Below are 16,236 nucleotides of genomic sequence, written 5' to 3'. Positions count from 1 at the left end.
CCGAAAGACTGCTCAAGATCGCTGTCGCGTACCGAATACGGCAAATTGCCGACGTACAGTTTATTGCCCATGAAAGGGACTCCTTAAAACACAAAAAACAAGCGATGGAGTCCCGAATGCACAACGCAACCAAAGCGGTGGCGCGAAACTGACCGATCACCAAACACACTGTACTGGCGCAAGCGCCGATACAGCAAAGACCATTATGGAGCACAAGTGATCACTCAAACCAAGCGTTTACCTGTATTTGCATCATTTCATGTGCCAAAAAACCACAATCCATGGCCCTCACCAGCTCGTTTCGTGTTCTGGCGTCCCGCTTGTCTTGTGAATTGAGAGGTCTGCGCCATCAAACTCTTCCTCTTGGCTCATGCGCAATCCCAGCGTTATTTTCAAAAGACCATAAACCAAGAAGCCGCCAAACAATGCCCAGCAAACGCCTAAAGCAGTACCTGCAATTTGGGCATATAAATTGACGCCTCCCAATCCACCCAGCGCGGTGGAGCCAAAAATACCAGCAGCAATACCGCCCCATGCGCCACACACGCCATGCAGAGGCCATACACCCAATACATCGTCGATGCGCCACTTGTTTTGCGTGAGGGTGAACATGATGACAAAAATAGCCCCTGCGACGCCGCCCACAACAAGAGCGCCCATGGGATGCATCACATCAGAGCCTGCGCACACAGCAACCAAACCAGCAAGGGGGCCGTTGTGGACAAAGCCAGGGTCGTTTTTGCCAAGCAGCAAGGCCACCAAAGTGCCGCCCACCATGGCCATGAGCGAATTCACGGCCACTAAGCCGGAAATTTTGTCCAAAGTTTGAGCACTCATGACATTGAACCCAAACCAACCCACCATCAGAATCCATGCGCCCAAGGCAAGAAATGGAATGCTCGAAGGCGGGTGTGCAGAGATTGCGCCATCTTTGCGGTAGCGATTGCTTCTTGCCCCCAAGAGCAGCACGGCAGCCAGAGCAATCCAACCGCCAACGGCGTGTACGACCACAGACCCAGCAAAATCATGGAACTCGTCACCCGTGACGGCTTTGAGCCAAGCTTGAAAACCGAAATGCTGGTTCCACGCAATGCCCTCGTAAAAGGGATAAATAAAGCCGACGATGATCGCGGTCGCGATGAGTTGTGGCCAAAACTTGGCGCGCTCAGCAATGCCGCCCGAGATGATGGCGGGAATGGCGGCCGCGAAAGTCAACAAGAAAAAGAACTTCACGAGCTCGTATCCGTTTTTCTCGGCCAATGTTTCTGCGCCCACCATGAAACTTGCGCCATAAGCAACACCGTAACCGACCACAAAATAAGCCACGCTTGACATGCTGAAGTCGACCAAAATCTTCACAAGTGCATTCACTTGGTTTTTTTTTCGGACGGTGCCCAACTCTAGAAAAGCAAAGCCGGCATGCATGGCCAGCACCATGATGGCTCCGAGCAGAATAAATAGCGCATCAGCGCCCTGTTTGAGTGCTTCCATGACTGAATCCTTGATTTATGAACTTATTTGGTGCAAAAAAACGTCTTATTAAACGAACGCACCAAACGCAAGCAAAAAACGCACCAAACAAATACTTTGGCGCAGCTTTGGGGCGCTTCTGGCGGTGACCGGAAGGCCTCAGCGTCAAATCAAGCGGACAGAACCGAGTTGGGCTGTCGAAAAAATGCCCGCGGTTTTAAAGCGCGGGCATTGAGGGTCCAGGGCACGCGGGGTGCCTAGGCAGAACAATTATTTGGCAATGACGCGAACCATCTCCAAACACTTGTTCGAGTAGCCCCACTCGTTGTCGTACCAAGACACGATTTTCACAAAGGTGCTGTCCAGTGCGATGCCGGCATCTGCGTCAAACACGCTGGTGCATGGCTCGCCGCGGAAGTCGGTGGCGACCACTTTGTCTTCGGTGTAACCCAACACGCCTTTCAAGGCGCCCTGGCTTTGCGCTTTCATCTCGGCGCAAATCTCGGCGTAAGAGGCTTCTTTGTTCAGCTCAACCGTCAAGTCCACCACCGACACGTCAGAGGTGGGTACGCGAAAGGACATGCCGGTCAGCTTTTTGTTCAGCTCCGGAATCACCACGCCCACGGCTTTGGCGGCCCCCGTGCTGGAAGGGATGATGTTTTCCAAGATGCCACGGCCACCACGCCAGTCTTTGTTGGAAGGACCATCTACGGTTTTTTGGGTGGCGGTGGCCGCATGCACGGTGGTCATCAGGCCGCGCTTGATGCCCCATTTGTCGTTCAACACTTTGGCCACAGGGGCCAAGCAGTTGGTGGTGCAGGAAGCGTTAGATACGATGGCTTGGCCAGCATAGGTGGTGTGGTTCACACCGTACACAAACATGGGGGTGTCGTCTTTGGATGGAGCTGACAACAAGACCTTCTTGGCGCCTGCAGCCAAATGCTTTTCAGCCGTGGGCTTGTCCAAGAACAAACCGGTGGCTTCGATCACGATGTCAGCGCCGATCTCGTTCCACTTCAAAGCGGCGGGGTCACGTTCTTGGGTCAGGCGAATCTTCTTGCCATTGACCACCAGGTGGCCGCCATCCACAGACACCTCGCCCTTGAAGCGACCATGCACGCTGTCGTACTTGAGCATGTAAGCCAGGTAATCAGGCTCCAACAAGTCGTTGATGCCAACCACTTCGATGTCGTTGAAGTTTTGCACCGCAGCGCGAAACACCATACGTCCGATACGACCGAAGCCGTTGATACCGATCTTGATAGCCATGGAATTACCCTTCTAAAGTTAAAAATGAATTTGCAAAACAATTACTTGGCCAGCACGGCTTGTACCGTCTCGGCCACGTTCTCGGGGGTGAAGCCAAAGTGCTTGAACAGCACCGGCGCAGGCGCCGACTCGCCGTAGGTGTCGATGCCCACCACCGCGGAGACACCATATTTCCACCAGCCGTCGGTCGAGCCCATCTCCACGGCAATGCGTGGGATGCCCGCTGGCAAGACCGCCGATTTGTACGCCACGCTTTGGCGATCAAATGTGGTGGTGCTGGGCACAGACACCACGCGCACGGCAATCTTTTTCTCGGCCAGCAGCGCTTGGGCTTTGAGCGCCAAGTGAACTTCCGAGCCCGTGGCCAAGATCACGGCTTGGGCCTTCTTCTTCAAGCCCACTTCGGAGGGCTCGGCCAACACGTAAGCGCCTTTGTTGATGGCGTCCAAGCCGGAGATGTCGCCAGCTGTTTGGCTGACCAGCGCCTCACCTTTGGGCAAATACGGCAGGTTTTGGCGGCTCAACAACAAAGCCGTCGGCTTGTGCTGGTTTTGCAGTGCCACGGCCCAAGCCACGGCGGTTTCTGCGGTGTCGGCGGGGCGCCACACGTCCAGGTTGGGGATCAAGCGCAGCGAAGCTGCGTGTTCGATCGACTGGTGCGTGGGGCCGTCTTCGCCCAAACCAATCGAGTCGTGGGTGAACACATGCACCACGCGTTGTTTCATCAGCGCTGCCATGCGAATGGCGTTGCGTGAGTAGTCGCTGAAGGTCAGGAAGGTGCCACCGTAGGGAATGAAACCCCCATGCAGCGCCACGCCGTTCATGATGGCAGCCATGCCGAACTCACGCACGCCATAGTTGATGTGACGTCCACCCACACCGGCTTCGTTTTTCACCACGTGGCCGGCCAAGTCCACGCGCAGATTGGGCGTGCTCTGGGTGTTGGTGAGGTTAGAGCCGGTCAAGTCGGCGCTTCCGCCGAGCATTTCTGGCAAAGCAGCGGTGAACGCTTCCAGCGCCAACTGGCTGGCCTTGCGGCTGGCCACCGTTTCGGCCTTGGTGTGCGCACCAATCACGGCGTCGACCACGGTCTGCGCAAAATTCTTGGGCAGTTCGCCCGCCATGCGGCGCAACAGCTCTTTGGCCAAGGCGGGGTAAGTGGCCTTGTAGGCGGCAAATGCAGTTTTCCATTCTGCTTCCAAGGCTTTGCCTTTGGCTGCGGCATTCCAATCGGCATAAACCGCTTTGGGTATTTCAAATGGGGCGTGGTTCCAGCCAATGGCGGCACGGGTCAACGCAATTTCTTCAGCGCCGAGCGGTTCGCCGTGGGCTTTGGCGGTGTCTGCGCGGTTGGGGCTGCCTTTGCCAATGCTGGTTTTGCACACGATCAAGGTGGGTTTGTCCGCGCTCAGTTTGGCCTTGGCGATGGCGTGGCTCAAAGCCGCGGCATCGTGTCCGTTGATCGGGCCAATCACTTGCCATCCGTAGGCCTTGAAGCGCTCAGGGGTGTTGTCGGCGAACCAGGGGGCCACTTGGCCGTCAATCGAGATGCCGTTGTCGTCATACAACGCGATCAACTTGTTGAGTTTCCAAGCACCCGCCAAAGAGCAGGCTTCGTGGCTGATGCCTTCCATCAAACACCCGTCGCCCATGAAGGCGTAGGTGTGGTGGTCGACCACAGCGTGGCCGTCGCGGTTGAACTCGCTGGCCAGCAGCTTTTCAGCCAAAGCCATGCCCACGGCGTTGGTGATGCCTTGGCCCAGTGGGCCGGTGGTGGTTTCTATGCCTGGGGTCACGCCCACTTCAGGATGACCCGCCGTCTTGCTGTGCAACACGCGAAAGTTCTTCAACTCGCTCATCGGCAGGTCGTAACCGGTGAGGTGCAACAAGGCGTAAATCAACATCGAACCGTGTCCGTTGGAGAGCACAAAGCGATCGCGGTTCAACCAATGCGGATTTTTGGGGTTGTGGCGCAGGTGGTCGCCCCATAAAGCCACGGCCATATCGGCCATGCCCATGGGCGCGCCGGGGTGTCCTGAGTTGGCTTGTTGGACAGCGTCCATTGCCAGGGCACGAATTGCGCTGGCCATTTGTTGGGTGTTTGCCATGTCAGGCGACTCCGGGGGTGATGAGGGAAAACCCAGATTTTAGCGAGCAGCTCTACACCGGCCTGATCCCGCTTTGTCTGCGGCGTGCTGGGGCATCAAACCGCTGGCTACACTCATTGCGTCATGACTCGCGCCATACCTCCCTCAGCCCCTGCGGCCACGGCCTTGCTCTTGGCCGCAGGGCGCGGCGAGCGCATGCGCCCGCTGACCGACCTCCACCCCAAACCCTTGCTGGCTGTGCGTGGCAAACCCTTGATGCAGTGGGCCATGGAAGGCTTGCAGCGCGGGGGCGTGCATCAACTGGTCATCAACACGGCCTGGCTCGGTGAGCAAATTCCACAGCGCTTTGGCCAAGTGTTTCAAACAGCAGGCCAAGCCTCGATGCATCTGCACTATTCGCAAGAGGGCGTGGACTTTGGGGGCGCGCTAGAGACCGCAGGAGGCATTGTTCGCGCACTGCCGCAACTCGATGAGGTGTTTTGGGTGGCGGCGGGCGATGTGTTTGCCCCAGAGTTTGTGTTTTCTCTTGAAGCGCGCGCGCGCTTCAAAGCCAGCCCCCAACTCGCCCATCTTTGGCTGGTGCCCAATCCCGAGCACAACCCACTCGGCGACTTTGGCTTGTCGGCGAGTGGTCTGGCGCTCAACCTGCCCAAGTTGGCTACTTCTGCCGCGACAGAAGCCCTGTCGCGCTATACCTTCAGCACCATCGCGTTGTACAAGCGTGCTTTCTTCGAAGCTGCATGGTGCCGCATTCCAGCGGGTAACCCACAGGGTGTGAAAGCCCCTTTGGCGTCCATGTTGCGGGCCGCCATGGACAATCATGCCGTCAGTGCGGAGCTTTACCGAGGGCTTTGGACCGACGTGGGTACGCCGGAGCGTTTGGGGGGGTTGAACCGTTCAACCCCCTAGACTTTGTGCTGACTTGTTTTTCGTGAGTTTGGCTTGTTGGCCCTCACACTTTCATCCTGATTGCCCGACATCCCATGACCCCAAACACGCTCTCTATTTACGCAAAACGACGCGCCCAATTGGCCGCCCAATTGGGCGCGGGAGGCGTGGCCATCATTCCCACCGCGCCTGAGCGTGCCCGCAACCGCGACAGCGATTTCCCCTACCGACATGACAGCTACTTTTATTACCTGACGGGCTTTACCGAACCCAACGCGTGGCTGGTGCTCGACGCCACGGGGCGCAGCACCCTGTTTTGCCAGCCCAAAGATTTGGAGCGAGAAATTTGGGATGGTTACCGCTTAGGACCAGAAGCGGCGCTCGATCGGCTGGGCGTCACGGCAGCGCACTCGGTGGCAGAACTCGATCAACATGTGCCCAAACTGCTGGAGAACCAGCACACGGTTTGGTACCCGTTTGCCACGCACAAAGGCTTGGAAAGCCGTGTTGACGGCTGGCTCAATGCCGTACGGTCCCGGGTGCGTTTTGGCGCCATGTGCCCAAGCCAACAGCGCGACTTGTGCGTGCCGCTGGATGACATGCGGCTGATCAAAGACGCACACGAGCAAGACATCATGCGCCGCGCCAGTGCCATCAGCGCAGGAGCTCACATCCGTGCCATGCAAACCTGTGCCCACAGGTTGCGCGCGGGTCAAGACGTGCGCGAATACCACTTGGATGCGGAGTTGCTGCATGAGTTTCGCCAGCACGGTTCGCAGTTTCCCGCCTACACCTCCATCGTGGCTGCAGGCGCAAATGCCTGTGTGCTGCATTACCGCGCGGATGCGGCACCGGTCCGCGCGGGTGAATTGGTCTTGATCGACGCGGGCTGCGAGTTGGATGGGTATGCCAGTGACATCACCCGAACCTTTCCGGCCGATGGGCAATTCACCGGCCCACAACGGGACCTCTACAACCTGGTGCTTGCCAGTCAAGAGGCTGCCGTGGCGGCCACCCGTGCAGGCGCACGGTTTACCGACCCCCACGAAGCCACTGTCCGCGTGTTGGCACAAGGCTTGTTAGACCTTGGCTTGTTGCACACCAACAAACACGGCAACGCGCAAGACGTCATAGAAAAACGGGCCTACTTTCCTTTTTACATGCACCGCACCAGCCACTGGCTGGGCATGGATGTGCACGACTGCGGCAGCTATGTGGAGCCGCCAGAGTTGGGCCAAACCAGCGAGCGAAAAGACCCGCTTTCAGGCGAAACCATCATCAACCGTCCCAGTCGAATCTTGCGCGAGGGCATGGTGCTCACCATCGAGCCTGGCTTGTATGTGCGGCCGGCTGACGTTGTGCCCGAGGCATTTTGGAACATCGGGATTCGCATCGAGGACGACGCCATCGTCACGTCCGAGGGTTGCGAACTCATCACGCGAGGCGTGCCAGTGACGGCCACTGAAATTGAAGCCTTGATGCGCGCTTGATGGGGCTTTGTCTAAAAGTAAAAACAGAACCACTCAGACATGCGCCTCGAGCTGGCGTGACCAGGGCTTGCCCCGGCCTACAATGAAACCGCCTTGTTGGGCTGTTGCTTGGAATTCCAGGTGACAGCCCATTGCATTTTCAGGAGATCAGCATGGCCGTCAATTCCAACAAAGCCCGTGAAGAACTGCGCCGCGCAGCGCTTGAGTACCACGAGTTCCCAACCCCCGGAAAAATAGCCATTGCGGCCACCAAGCAGCTGGTCAACCAGCACGATCTGGCGCTCGCTTATTCGCCAGGGGTTGCCGCTCCGTGCGAAGAGATCGTGAAAGATCCTGACGCAGCCTACAAGTACACCAGTCGCGGCAATTTGGTGGCCGTGATCTCCAACGGTACGGCCGTGTTGGGCTTGGGCGACATTGGCCCTCTGGCCTCCAAGCCGGTGATGGAGGGCAAAGGGGTTTTGTTCAAAAAATTCGCGGGCATCGACGTCTTCGACTTGGAAATCGAAGAGAAGAACCTCGACAAGTTGGTGGACATCATTGCCGCCTTAGAGCCCACGTTCGGAGGCATCAACCTCGAAGACATCAAAGCGCCAGACTGTTTTTATGTCGAGCGCAAATTGCGTGAGCGCATGAAGATCCCGGTGTTTCACGACGATCAACATGGGACTGCCATCGTGGTGGGCGCCGCCATTTTGAATGGCCTTAAAGTGGCCAAAAAGGATTTGAAGCAGGTCAAAGTGGTCACCTCTGGCGCCGGGGCTGCAGCCCTGGCCTGTTTGGGCTTGTTGCTCAAACTGGGGGTGCCGCGCAGCAATATTTTTGTCACCGATTTGGCGGGCGTCGTTTACGAAGGCCGCACCGAGTTGATGGACGAAGACAAAATTCAGTTTGCCCAAAAAACGTCCGCACGCACGTTGTCGGAGGTGATCGAAGGGGCAGATATTTTCTTGGGGCTCTCGGCCGGCGGCGTGCTCAAGGCGGAGATGGTCAAGAAAATGGCCCCCACGCCATTGATTTTGGCTTTGGCCAACCCCACACCGGAAATCTTGCCCGAGGAGGTCCAGGCCGTGCGCAGCGATGCCATCATCGCCACGGGCCGCACCGACTATCACAACCAGGTCAACAACGTCTTGTGCTTTCCCTACATCTTCCGTGGGGCCTTGGATGCCGGCGCATCCACCATCAACGATGAGATGGAAATTGCGGCGGTGTATGCCATTGCCGAGCTGGCTCAAGCTGAGCAAAGCGAAGTGGTGGCCGCGGCCTATGCCGGCGAGAGCTTGGCTTTTGGACCTGAGTACCTGATCCCTAAGCCGTTTGATCCGCGCTTGATGATCAAGATTGCGCCTGCGGTGGCCCAAGCCGCTGCGGACAGTGGCGTGGCGCGACGGCCCATCAAAGATATGCAGGCCTACATTGAGCGACTGCAAAGCTTTGTGTATGCCTCGGGCTCGACCATGAAGCCCATTTATGCGGCGGCCAAGCGCGCCAGTAAAAAGCGCGTGTGCTATGCCGAAGGCGAAGAAGAACGCGTGTTGCGCGCGGTCCAGATCGTGGTGGACGAAGGCTTGGCACAACCCACGCTGATCGGTCGTCCGGCTGTGATTGCCAAGCGCATTGAAACTTTTGGCTTGCGCCTGAAAGAGGGCGTGGACTACCAAGTGGTCAACGTGGAGCAAGACCATCGCTACCGCGATTTTTGGCAAACCTATTACCAGATGACTGCGCGCAAAGGCGTGACCGAGCAATTGGCCAAGATCGACATGCGTCGCCGCCTGTCTTTGATCGGCACCATGATGCTGCAAAAAGGCGAAGTCGATGGCTTGATTTGCGGCACCTGGAGCACGCCGCACACCCACCTGAATTACGTCGATCAAGTCATTGGCAACCGTCCTGGTGTGAGCACCTATGCCTGCATGAATGGCTTGTTGTTGCCTGACCGTCAAGTGTTCTTGGTGGACACCCACATCAACTACGACCCCACCGCCGAACAGTTGGCCGAAATCACCATCATGGCGGCCGAAGAAATGCGTCGCTTTGGCATCCATCCCAAAGCAGCCTTGTTGTCACACTCCAATTTCGGAAGCAGCAACCAGCCCACGGCCATCAAAATGCGCGAAACCTTGGCCTTGGTCCAGAAAAAAGCGCCTTGGCTTGAAATAGACGGAGAAATGCACGGAGACGTTGCCTTGGATGGGGCTTCGCGCGCTGCACACATGCCAACGTCCACGCTCATCGGCAATGCCAATTTGTTGGTTTTGCCGAATTTGGACGCAGCCAATATCGCTTACAACCTGCTCAAAACCGCCGCAGGCGGCAATATTGCGATTGGCCCAGTGCTGTTGGGCGCAGCCAAACCCGTGCATATTTTGACCGCCAGCACCACGGTACGGCGCATCGTCAACATGACCGCATTGACGGTGGCAGACGCCAGCGCCACACGCTGAATCCAGCCTTTCAGCGACGACTCAGTCACCAATACCCCTTCTGTGCTCGCCCCCGATGGGCGGGCACTTGCTTTTTTGTGGGCTTTCGGCGACACTTGCACATCAAATTTCGGGGTTTACCCGAATTCTTCCTTACAACTTTTCCCAGGAATTAGACGGCGATGGACCTGCCACTTCGTACGGTGAAAACCAACATTGTTCAGTCGATTCGCGCATTTCGCGTGCAAGACTTGCAAGATGCTGCACAAGCACTTGGACACCATTTTTTGTATGCCAATTTGGCGCAAACCCAAAGCAAGCAAGATGTGCTGGATTTGATCGCCAAAGAATTCACCTTCCCTGCGCAAGCCAGTAAAAACTTCGACTCGTTGTACGACGGCATGACCGATCCACTGCACAAATCGGGGCCCCAGCCCGGATTTATTCTGGTGCTCGAGCACATTCCAGCACACGCCAAGTTTGACAAAGAAGCCCGTGAGCAATTGCTGGACATCTTCCGTGACGCTTCAGACTACTGGGCAGACCGCAAAGTCCCATTCCGCTGCTTTTACTCGTTCTCTGTGGCGCGCGCGCCTGTGGCCGACAAGACCGGCCAAGCGACCGACGTCGAAGGCGCTGACGCCATGGATGAAGGCGAAAAAATGCCAACCGACAAGTTGGTTGACGTCTCGCCCATGGCTTTGCGCATGAGCAGCCCGTTCAATGCAGGCTACTGGTTGACGGCCGCCTGATTCAAACCGCACACAGGGTGTCGCCGCAAAAAGCCTGTCTGAGACAGGCTTTTTTGTGCCCGCTGAACGGGTGTCTCGGCTTTCAAAGGCTTTGAACCAGGGCCACGTATTGCGAGACCGGAACTTCCTCGGCGCGTCGCTGGGTGTCAAACGAACCCGCAAAGCCGCGGGCTTCTAGCCAACGTCCAAGGGTGTGGCGCAACAACTTGCGCCGTTGACTGAAAGCCACTTGCACCATTTCTTCGAGCAAACGCAGGTCTAACGCAGGAGGCGTGGCCAACGGCACCATCCGAACCACGGCACTGTCCACCCGAGGCGGCGGCTCGAACGACTGCGGCGGCACGAACAACACGTTCTCCATGTCATAACGCCACTGCAGCATCACGCTCAAGCGCCCGTAGTCGCTGGTGGAGGGCTTGGCAACCATGCGGTCAATCACCTCTTTTTGCAGCATGAAGTGCTGATCTTGAATCACGGCGACATGGTCCAACAGGTGAAACAAGATGGGGGACGAGATGTTGTAGGGCAAATTCCCCACCACCCGCAAGCGCGGCACCTTCAAGTCCTGCGCCAGCGCGGTGAAGTCCACCCGCAACACATCCGACTCGATCACGTTCAAGTGGCCATGAGCACGCAGGCGAACGGCCAAATCGCGGTCCAGTTCAATGACGTTCAAGTGTCCTAAGCGCTCGACCAACGGTTGTGTGAGCGCGGCCAGGCCAGGCCCAATTTCGACCATCGGTTCACCTGCAAGTGGTGCAATGGCATCGACGATGCCATCGATGATGGCGCCATCCGTGAGAAAGTGCTGGCCAAAGCGCTTGCGGGCAATGTGTTTCAATGCAGCTCCAGCTTATTGAGGGGCGTCACGGTATTCCACATAAGCGCGCCCACGCACCTCTTGCACCCAGAGTTGGTAGGCTTCATCGAACTTTTTCTCACGCAAACTGTTGCGCACCATGTCGCGCACTTCGCGCTCGCTGATGGCCGCTTCTCGGCGCGCCAAGACTTGAATCAAGTGGACCCCGAAGCGCGAGACAGTGGGGTCAGACATCTGGCCGATGGTCAATTTGTTCATCACCTGCTCAAACTCCGGCACAAACATGCCAGGTCCTACCCAACCTAAGTCACCTCCGCTGGTGCTGCTGGTGTCTTGAGATTGTTCTTGCGCCAATTGGGCAAAGTCTGCTTTACCTGCTTCGATCGCGCGGCGGTCTTCCGCCAATTTCGCACGCGCGGCGTTTTGGCTGAGCTGGCTGTTGGGGCGCAGCAAGATGTGGCGCACCCGTGTCTCGGTCACGGTCATGGTTTGGCTGCTGCGCTTGCTGATCAATTTGAGGATGTGAAAACCCGCGCCCGATCGCACCACGGCACTGAGGCCTCCAACCTTCAAGGACTGCGTGGCGTCCATGAACAACGAGGGATAGCGATCGCTGGGGCGCAAACCCATCAGGCCGCCTTTGTCGCGTTCCGCCCCATCCGATGTTTCTTTCGCAACGGCAGAGAAATCTGCGCCTTGTTGCAGGCGTGTCCAGATCTCTTGCGCTTTGTTTTGTAACCGTTTGACCTCTTCTTCATTGGCTGTCTCGGGCACCGCCACCAAAATGTGGCCCAGTTCGATGTCAGATGCGGTGTTGACCTGTGACCCCTGTTGTTCACGAATCACTTGGTCAATCTCCGCATCGCTGATTTTGATGCGCGAGGGCACGTTGCGTTCGGTCAGGCGTTGCAGGGTCAATTGCTCGCGCTGCTCTTGGCGCGCCCCCAGCGGACGCGTGGTGTCAGGGCTGGTGGCAGACGCGGCCAAATCGCCGGTCGAATTGTCAACATCCACGCCTGTTTCTTTGGCAAATTGCAGCAGCGCTTTTTCGTTGATCAGGCGCTCAAGCGCCTCGCGCAACAAACTGCTGTCCGGGCCAACGCTGCGCCCTTGCTGGGTCAACTGCTGGCGAATTTGAGAGACACGCAGATTGACGTCGTGGTTGGTGATGGGTTCGGCATCCACCACCGCCACGATGTAATTGCGTCCCGTCACGCGGGTCTGGGGTGTGGGTTGTGCGAGGCTAGAAGCACTGACGCCAAGAACGGCCATCCATAGCAGCGGTAACCGGAAGGCTGAGAGAGACATAAAAAAAGACATGGTCACCATCAATCGTAATTGCCAAAACGGCTGGGCATCATCGAGTTTTGGCGCAAGGGTTGGTAGCGTGGCACATTGCTGCGCAACGAGCCCAAAGCGTTGGTGCCCAAACGTGAGAAACCGACAAACTCCAATTGGAACAGCAAACGCTGGCGTGCCAAGCCGTCGGTCACTTGTAGACGCTCGGCCACCACGCGGCTGACCCAACAACCTGCATCGTATTCGAAGCCAATGATCGATTCGACCACCTTGTTGTCCAGGGGGCTGAAATTCATCCGTGCCACGCTGTACCAGCGACCTTCACCCAGGCCTCTGCCCTCACCCAAGGCTTCGTCCTGCCCGCCCCACAGGTCATGCAAAGGCCATTGCCAACCGATGTCAACTTGGCGCGATGAAGGCGAACCATCGTCATTGTTTTGCGAGCGGTAGGCGGCATTGATCACACGGTAGGAGCCCGGACTGTAGCGGCCACCCACCATGCGGCGCATGAAATTGTCGGTTTTGGGGTTGTACTGAATGGTTGAGTCCAGGGCCCAGCTTCGACTCAAATTGAGTGTGGCGCCGCCCAAAATGTCGCTGATACCGGCTTTGGCGGAAGCGTCGCCCGGAATCACCACCCGTTGCTCTTGCATGCGAAGCCGCTGTGCCAAGCCAAAACGCGCACCCTCTGCGCCAGTGTCCGGATCGAGAAAACGCGACACCGCACCCAAGGTCAACAACTTGCTGTCCGAGATGCGGTCCGAGCCGCCAAATGCGTTTTCGGTGAACACGCTGGCAAAGTTGAAAGAGTTGCTCCCCGAGTCGTAATTGGGCAAGTAGTTTTGATCACGGTAGGGGGTGTAGACGTAAAAAGCGCGGGGCTCCAGGGTTTGGCGCCAAGCGCGGCCAAACAAGCGGTGATCGCGCTCCAGGGTCGTGCCCGCATCCAAGCTGAAGGTGGGCACCGACACGCTGGCGCTGGTTTGGCCCATGTGGCCGTCATACAAAGGGCTGTTGGGCAGCCCGCCGTCAAATTGGTAACTGCGTGAGTTCACCTGGACTTTGGGTGTCAGGTAACCCAGCGCGTTGACCATGGGACGACTGACTTGGAGCGACGCCACGCTGCGGTTGGCGTTGGGCGCGCAGTAATTCGACGGACTGCTGTTGGCACACTCGTAATCACGGTTGGATTCAAAGCGGGTCAAGTCGCCTTGAATGCTGAAGTCAAACCCGGCCACATTGCTGCGTTGCATGCGGGCAATGAACTGCGGTACGCGGTCAAAGGGTGGCGTGATTCGGTTGGTGGTGTCGGCCAAGTCCTGCAGGGTTTGCCATTTTTGTGCGCGCAAGCTGGTGCTGAAAATGCCATCGGTCCAATTCAGTCCGGCGTCACTGGACAACAACCGTTGCACGCCGCTGTTGTTGACCATGGAAAAATCTTTCCAGTAGTTGTCGTCACTCACGCGGTTGAAATTCAAATTCAATCCGAGCGTGCCGCCTGCCAGGGACGGGTCGATCAAGCCGGTGTGCTTGAACATCAGACCCCAGCGTCGTTCCCCGCGCAGCATGTCTTTTTCCATGTAATCCACACGGGCTTCACCGCCAAACGGCGCCGCCGCTGATTGGCTCTCCAGGTAGCGAAATTCAGTGCCCACGCGCAGGCCACGTTGGCTCCAGTACGTCGGGAAAAATGTCAGGTCCCGATTGGGCGCCAAATTCACGTAATAGGGTTGCGTGTATTCGAGTCCACCAATGTTGTCTACCCCTAGGGTGGGAGGCAAAAAACCGGATTTGCGTTCTTCGTTGAGAGGAAAGTCAATGCTTGGAACCGGCAGGATGGGAACTTCTTTGAAGTACAGCGAGGCACCTTCTGCGACCCCCACATTTCGGTCGGTGTCGAGGGTGATTTTGTCGGCTTTGAACAGCCAGTCGGGCAACCAACTGGGGCCTGGTTTGCGCTGGCACGTGGTGAAGTCGGCTTTGTGCATCACCGTGTGGGCGCTGTCCACAAAGTCAATCCGCTCGGCTTTTCCGTAAGCTTTGTTCTTGAGAAGTTGGTAAGTCGGCTGACTGAAAAACCCTTCAAACGCGTCCAGATGAAGGTCCAGCGCTGGACCTTGGTAGACATTGCCTGAGGTGTTGATGGTGACGTTGCCGCGCGCCTTGGCCAAATCCTCCACCTGGTCGTAATCCACTTTGTCGGCTTTGAGCAAAAGGTTGCCACGGCGAATGACCACATGGCCTTCGAGTTCGGTTCGCACATCGGTTTGGCCGCTCAACCGGTCGCTTTGAATGTAGGTGGGTGAGAGCTTGCGTACCTCATCGGGGATGGCTTCTTGCAAGGTATGGCTGGGCCGTAAGCGCAACACAGGGGCATTGCCCTCTTGCGCCATGACGGTGCAAGGCTCGCTCATGCAACCGACCAGCAAGCCCAGCACCCACGCAACAGGCAGGCGAGAGAAACGGGCAGAAGCAGGCAAAGACATCAACGCGACACAAGCTTTCAAAAAGCGAAGCCTTGTCAGCACCATCTCCAGAACGTGTGCACAAAGCGGGTTTGTAGAATTTGGATTATCCATGAGCACACCCCCAACCCCCGCGCCTTCGGGCCTTTCTACCTCGGCGACCATCGAATGGTCGCAGCCCGAGCGCCATGCCGCTTTCACCCAATGGCTCAACGCCCAAGTGGCGGTGCACGGCGTGCAGCCCACGACGCTGCGTGCCGCCTCGGCCGACGCCAGCTTTCGGCGTTACTTTCGGGTCGACACCGCCTCAGGCTCTTGCATCATCATGGATGCGCCGCCCGAGAAAGAAAACTGCCAGCCCTTTGTGCATGTGGCGCGCTTGATGCAAGACGCACATCTCTTGGTGCCGCGCATCCTGGCCTGGGACGAACCGCAAGGCTTCATGTTGCTCGACGACTTGGGCGCACAAACCATGATGGAGGTCATCGACCCCACCCAACCACAAGCCAACCATGGGCTGTACATGCGCGCCATCGACGCCTTGTTGGCTTGGCAGCAAGCCAGCCGTCCAGGTGTCTTGCCGGCGTACGACGAGGCCTTGCTGACACGCGAGTTGTCGTTGTTTCCCGATTGGTATTTGGTCCAACACCGCAGCGTGCCGCTCGACACTGCTCAGCGCGACATGCTGGCGCGCACCTTTCAAACCATCGTGCAGCGCAACCTGGCGGCACCCGCTGTGTACGTGCATCGCGACTTCATGCCGCGCAATTTGATGATGCCCCGCGACCCTTCAGAGCCACGTTTGGGCGTGCTGGACTTCCAAGACGCCGTCTATGGCCCCGTGAGTTACGACATCGCCAGCCTCATGCGCGACGCGTTCTTGAGCTGGGACGAAGACTTTGTGCTCGACGTCACCATCCGCTATTGGGAGCGCGCGCGCAAGCTGGGGTTGCTGGACCATGACGGCTGGTCGCAAGACTTCGGCGAGTTCTGGCGTGCGGTGGAGTGGATGGGCTTGCAGCGTCACCTCAAGGTGGCAGGCATCTTTGCCCGCCTGACCTTGCGCGATGGCAAACCCAAATACCTGGCCGATGCGCCACGTTTCATCGGCTACATCCGATCCACGGCCAGCCGCTACAGCGAGCTCACGCCGTTGCTGCGTTTGATCGACAAGGTGGAAGGCACCGAGCCCGAGATCAGTTTGGCTTATCCCAAGCTCAGCCCCCGCTCTGGCGGGGCGGCTTGA

10 protein-coding genes and 2 pseudogenes are annotated in these 16,236 nt (G+C 57.6%); 5 read left to right on the top strand and 7 right to left on the bottom strand.

Translation table 11 applies throughout. The features are described from left to right. The 4 genes and pseudogenes from ACKWJN_RS03640 to tkt all read right to left on the bottom strand — a co-directional run. Positions 1 to 71 (bottom strand): annotated as a pseudogene (locus ACKWJN_RS03640) (RNA-binding protein); the annotation flags it as partial. A gap of 217 nt (positions 72 to 288) precedes the next feature. Further along, a complete protein-coding gene (locus tag ACKWJN_RS03635) occupies positions 289 to 1,491 on the bottom strand; it encodes an ammonium transporter (protein ID WP_408594600.1) in 1,203 nt (400 codons plus the stop codon). 249 nt (positions 1,492 to 1,740) lie between these two features. Next, positions 1,741 to 2,739 carry a type I glyceraldehyde-3-phosphate dehydrogenase gene (gene gap / locus ACKWJN_RS03630; protein ID WP_408594599.1) on the bottom strand — a complete coding sequence of 333 codons (999 nt, stop codon included), beginning with the start codon at positions 2,737 to 2,739 and terminating at the stop codon, positions 1,741 to 1,743. A gap of 41 nt (positions 2,740 to 2,780) precedes the next feature. After that, positions 2,781 to 4,847 (bottom strand): transketolase, encoded by a 2,067-nt coding sequence (gene tkt, locus ACKWJN_RS03625; protein WP_408594597.1) that lies wholly within the window; start codon positions 4,845 to 4,847, stop codon positions 2,781 to 2,783. A 123-nt stretch (positions 4,848 to 4,970) separates the two neighbouring features. On the opposite strand from tkt, the gene ACKWJN_RS03620 reads away from it, so the two are divergent. From ACKWJN_RS03620 to ACKWJN_RS03605, 4 genes and pseudogenes are all read left to right on the top strand, one after another. Continuing rightward, positions 4,971 to 5,756 (top strand): sugar phosphate nucleotidyltransferase, encoded by a 786-nt coding sequence (locus ACKWJN_RS03620; RefSeq protein ID WP_408594595.1) that lies wholly within the window; start codon positions 4,971 to 4,973, stop codon positions 5,754 to 5,756. A gap of 74 nt (positions 5,757 to 5,830) precedes the next feature. Continuing rightward, the gene (locus tag ACKWJN_RS03615; protein WP_408594593.1) at positions 5,831 to 7,225 is read left to right on the top strand and encodes an aminopeptidase P N-terminal domain-containing protein; all 1,395 of its coding nucleotides are present in this window, start codon (positions 5,831 to 5,833) and stop codon (positions 7,223 to 7,225) included. A gap of 152 nt (positions 7,226 to 7,377) precedes the next feature. Then, a complete protein-coding gene (locus ACKWJN_RS03610) occupies positions 7,378 to 9,675 on the top strand; it encodes an NADP-dependent malic enzyme (RefSeq protein WP_408594591.1) in 2,298 nt (765 codons plus the stop codon). 161 nt (positions 9,676 to 9,836) lie between these two features. Then, positions 9,837 to 10,232, top strand: a pseudogene (locus ACKWJN_RS03605) (barstar family protein); the annotation flags it as partial. Between the two features lie 256 nt (positions 10,233 to 10,488). On the opposite strand, the gene rsmA reads toward ACKWJN_RS03605, so the two are convergent. The 3 genes from rsmA to ACKWJN_RS03590 are packed head-to-tail and all read right to left on the bottom strand — an operon-like array spanning position 10,489 to position 15,011. Continuing rightward, positions 10,489 to 11,247 carry a 16S rRNA (adenine(1518)-N(6)/adenine(1519)-N(6))-dimethyltransferase RsmA gene (gene rsmA, locus ACKWJN_RS03600; protein WP_408594589.1) on the bottom strand — a complete coding sequence of 253 codons (759 nt, stop codon included), beginning with the start codon at positions 11,245 to 11,247 and terminating at the stop codon, positions 10,489 to 10,491. Positions 11,248 to 11,259: 12 nt separating this feature from the next. Next, on the bottom strand, positions 11,260 to 12,534 hold the full coding sequence (locus ACKWJN_RS03595) for a peptidylprolyl isomerase (RefSeq protein ID WP_408594587.1): 1,275 nt from the start codon (positions 12,532 to 12,534) through the stop codon (positions 11,260 to 11,262). A 20-nt stretch (positions 12,535 to 12,554) separates the two neighbouring features. Then, complete coding sequence (locus tag ACKWJN_RS03590) at positions 12,555 to 15,011, bottom strand: LPS-assembly protein LptD (RefSeq protein WP_408594585.1); 2,457 nt, start codon at positions 15,009 to 15,011, stop codon at positions 12,555 to 12,557. Between the two features lie 91 nt (positions 15,012 to 15,102). Between ACKWJN_RS03590 and ACKWJN_RS03585 the strand changes: the two genes are divergently transcribed. Next, positions 15,103 to 16,236, top strand: a complete 1,134-nt coding sequence (locus ACKWJN_RS03585; RefSeq protein ID WP_408594584.1) for an aminoglycoside phosphotransferase family protein — start codon at positions 15,103 to 15,105, stop codon at positions 16,234 to 16,236.

The sequence above is a fragment of the Limnohabitans sp. genome (assembly GCF_046052825.1).
Taxonomy (GTDB): Bacteria; Pseudomonadota; Gammaproteobacteria; order Burkholderiales; family Burkholderiaceae_C; genus Limnohabitans.
This window is presented reverse-complemented; position numbering and strand designations above follow the sequence as displayed.

Bases quoted from the DNA above. Each gene is read 5' to 3' on its own strand.
- ACKWJN_RS03615 (WP_408594593.1), top strand. From the start codon at position 5,831: ATGACCCCAAACACGCTCTCTATTTACGCAAAACGACGCGCCCAATTG.
- ACKWJN_RS03590 (WP_408594585.1), bottom strand. From the start codon at position 15,011: ATGTCTTTGCCTGCTTCTGCCCGTTTCTCTCGCCTGCCTGTTGCGTGG.
- ACKWJN_RS03635 (WP_408594600.1), bottom strand. From the start codon at position 1,491: ATGGAAGCACTCAAACAGGGCGCTGATGCGCTATTTATTCTGCTCGGA.
- ACKWJN_RS03595 (WP_408594587.1), bottom strand. From the start codon at position 12,534: ATGTCTCTCTCAGCCTTCCGGTTACCGCTGCTATGGATGGCCGTTCTT.
- gap (WP_408594599.1), bottom strand. From the start codon at position 2,739: ATGGCTATCAAGATCGGTATCAACGGCTTCGGTCGTATCGGACGTATG.
- tkt (WP_408594597.1), bottom strand. From the start codon at position 4,847: ATGGCAAACACCCAACAAATGGCCAGCGCAATTCGTGCCCTGGCAATG.
- ACKWJN_RS03620 (WP_408594595.1), top strand. From the start codon at position 4,971: ATGACTCGCGCCATACCTCCCTCAGCCCCTGCGGCCACGGCCTTGCTC.
- ACKWJN_RS03610 (WP_408594591.1), top strand. From the start codon at position 7,378: ATGGCCGTCAATTCCAACAAAGCCCGTGAAGAACTGCGCCGCGCAGCG.
- ACKWJN_RS03585 (WP_408594584.1), top strand. From the start codon at position 15,103: ATGAGCACACCCCCAACCCCCGCGCCTTCGGGCCTTTCTACCTCGGCG.